We start from the raw sequence: 3,391 nt of genomic DNA, 5'->3' as shown, positions 1-3,391 counted from the left end.
ATTTTTTATTGAGAATGATTATCATGCACAAAAAATAAATTGGCAATCTGTCTTGCCCCAATTGCAAACCATGCAATGACGGGTTCAGATTGCGTAGGAATGCGGCGTTACCGCCTGATAGCGATGCCTGGGAAAACATGGCAGCGGCCGATAGCGAGGCATGATGCGGCACGACAAGGACTGCAACCCAGCGCGTTGCAACGCGAACGCACGCTCCCCGATTCGGCGGCGGCAGGCAGGCCTGCCCCGCGCGAATTGGCCATTTCGCATCTAATCAACACATTTTTTTAGAATTTATGGTCCCTCCCCCGCTTTAACGATGGATCTGACAGAATAGTTTTGCTACGCTGAGATAAAAGGGACCGTACAACGAGGGGGGCGCGATCATGAAACATCTCTGGCGTGATTTCTGGGCGGCACTGCAAGAAGCCGTACGAAGCTACTTCGCTCCACGGCTGGACGATCCACGGTTGATCAGGATCGAATGCCGTCAGGACGATGTGTACCGGCGCCACAGCCGCCGTCGCTACTAGCAGTCGTGTCGTTCTTCGCGGCACCAACACGATAGGCAGCCCCTTCGGGCTGCCTATGTCGTCATCAAGCCCATGTTCAACCCGAAAGCAACAGTCGCGGCGGTTTGTTTGACCTTGTCGTTAGGCGGGCTCGCCATGCCGTCCTCGGCCGCCGGCTGGGACATCGACCGGGCGATGGATGAGTCCACGGCACGGGCGATGTTGAACCGCTTTGGCTATGGCGCCGATCAGGCCAGCCTGACTCAAGCTTTGCAGCAAACGCCGCGCCAATATCTGCTGCGCGCGATTCATGGCGGCAGCGCGCTGCCGCCGGCGATTCAGGCGCAAATCGACGCATTGCCGATCGCCGTGCCTCTCGACAAGATCTGGCCCGACTATGGCCCCGGCGGCGCCGTGCGTCAGGCGAGCCAGGACGAGACGTCGAAGAAGGCGCTGCAACAGGTGGAGCATGGTTACCTCGACGCCGCCGTCCAGGCGCGCATGCTGACACTCGCCAACGCCGACAATCAGGGTCACGAGGCCCTGCTGTCCTTCTGGCTCAATCATTTTTCGATCTACGGACCCAAGGGTTTGGACCCGCTGCTCGCCTGGGACTATACCCGCGCCCTCGAACGGGCGATGGCCGACGATTCGTTCGAGTCGCTGCTGCGCGCCAGCTTCTTCCATCCGGCCATGCAGGTCTACCTCGACAACGACCAATCCACCTCGCCCGAATCGGAGACGGGGCTGATGGCCGAACAGCGCGGCAAACCGGTCGGCATCAACGAGAATCTCGCGCGCGAGGTGATGGAGCTGCATACCCTGGGCGTCGGCGCCGGCTACAGCCAGCAAGACGTTCAGCAATTGGCCCGCATCATCACCGGCGCGGGGCTCTACTCGCCGCGCATGCAGCAGCGGGCGCTCGATCGCGCCGGCGCGCAACGCGACGGCCAATTTCTGTTCGATCCGCGCCGTCACGACTTTGGCCTCAAGCTGTTTCTCGGCCAAGCATTTCCGCCCGGGCACGGGCTGGATGAAATCGACCGCGCGCTGCATCTGCTGGCCATCCACCCGGCGACTGCCCACCATGTTTCGCTTCAGCTGGCGCAGCGCTTCCTCTCGGACACCCCGCCCCAAAGCGTGATCGATGCCATGACCCGGGCCTATGAACAATCCGGTGGACGCCTATCGGCTACCCTGCTGCCGCTGATCGCCTCGCCGGCGTTTGCCGCCTCGCTGCAAACGCCGGGCAAGTTCAAGGAGCCGCTCGATTACATCGTCTCGACCGCCCGCGCCGCTTGCTCTGGCCAAGCGATTGGCAATGGCCAGCTGCTCTCCGCGGCGGCGCGCGACATGGGCGAGGCGCCCTACTTGCACAGCACCCCGGACGGCTATGGCGTGCGCGAGGCGGACTGGTTGTCGCCCCCCGCCATGGCCAAGCGCATCCGTTTCGCCATGGGCATCGCCGCGGGCCGCACGCCCCTGGCGCGGGCCGATGCGGTCCCTGACAAACCCGCCCAAGACGCCTCGGCGCCGCAGAAACCCGCCTGGGCCACGGGCGAGGCCTGCGCGCCGGACTTGGCCACGGTCTACCGGCTGGTCGGCCCCCTGTCGCCCAATACAACCGCCGCCGCGGCACAGCTGCAGGGCAAGGCACTGATTGGGTTCACCCTGGCCAGTCCGGAATTCATGAGGAGATAGCGGCCATGATCGACCGGCGTGCGTTCATCAAGGGGCTGGCCGTCTCGGCGGCGGCGTTCTGCGCCCTCCCATTGAACCGGGTCTGGGCCTACCCGCTGCCGCCGGGTCATCAGCGGCTGATCGTGCTGTTTTTGCGTGGCGGACTCGACGGGCTGTACGCCATCGCCCCGGTCGACGACCCGCTGCTGGCCTCGCGCCGTCCCACCCTCTCCACCACCGTGCACGATCAAGGCATTCGCCTTGCCGGCACCGGCTTTGCGGCGCACCCGAGTTGCGCCGGGCTCGCCACGCTGTTTGCCGCGGGGGAATTGTCTTTCGCGCCCTGCGCCGGCTCGACCGACACCAGCCGCAGCCACTTCCAGGCACAGGATTTGTTCGAACTCGGCACCGGCAACATCCATGGGCCATCCGGCTTCATGGCGCGCGCCGCCACCGCACTGGGCGGCGCGGGCAGCGCCATCAGCTTCACCCAGGAGGTGCCGCTGTCGTTCCAAGGGCTGAACGTGCCCCCGGCGGTGGCGCCGCTATCCGGCAGCGGACTCAAGCTACCCCAAGGCAAATTGCTGGACGCCATTCGCCAAGCCCATGCCGGATTGACCACCGGCGAGGCGCTCGAACAGGCGATCGCCACCGAAACCGCGATCGAATCGACCGTCGGCATGGATGTCACCGCCGCGCGCGGCGCCCCGGCGGTCAACGGCTTTCCTGGTCTTGCCCAGCATATGGGCAGGCTGTTGGTCAGCCAGCCTCAGTTGGGCCTGGTCTTTTTCGACCTGGGCGGCTTCGACACCCATGTCAGCCAGGACGGCATACTCAGCCGTTCACTGGAGAATTTTTCCACGGGTCTGCTGGCCTTGAAAGACGCGCTGGGCACGGAGGAATGGCGCCGGACGCGGGTGGCGGTCATGACCGAATTCGGCCGCACCGTGCGCGAGAACGGCACCAAGGGCACCGACCACGGCCATGGCGGCCTCGCCTTGCTGGCAGGCGGCGCCGTCCGGGGCGGACGACAGCTTGGCGGCTTCAACGGGCTGGACGATGCGTCGCTGAATCAGAACCGCGATCTGCCGGTCGAGGTCGATTGGCGCGATTTGCTGAGCAGCGCCATGCGCGACGCTTATGGTTTCGACAAGGCGGCATTGAACCGGATTTTCCCCGGCCGGCCCGGCAAAAACTGG

General features: G+C 64.7%; 3 protein-coding genes. All 3 read left to right on the top strand.

Features of this window, described 5'->3' with window-relative positions:
• The first annotated feature begins 386 nt into the window (after window positions 1–386).
• Window positions 387–533, top strand: coding sequence for a hypothetical protein (locus JOZ06_RS14135; protein WP_293233518.1), 147 nt, complete (start codon window positions 387–389; stop codon window positions 531–533).
• Between the two features lie 108 nt (window positions 534–641).
• The gene (locus JOZ06_RS14130) at window positions 642–2,213 is read left to right on the top strand and encodes a DUF1800 domain-containing protein (protein WP_293233516.1); all 1,572 of its coding nucleotides are present in this window, start codon (window positions 642–644) and stop codon (window positions 2,211–2,213) included.
• 5 nt (window positions 2,214–2,218) lie between these two features.
• Window positions 2,219–3,391: DUF1501 domain-containing protein (locus JOZ06_RS14125; RefSeq protein ID WP_293233514.1), on the top strand; the 1,173-nt coding region annotated here is incomplete at its 3' end.

Origin of the sequence: Paludibacterium sp. (assembly GCF_019232825.1) — a bacterium.
Classification (GTDB): Bacteria; Pseudomonadota; Gammaproteobacteria; order Burkholderiales; family Chromobacteriaceae; genus Paludibacterium.
The sequence above is the reverse complement of the archived record's forward strand: the minus strand, read 5'-3'. Positions and strand labels throughout refer to the sequence as shown.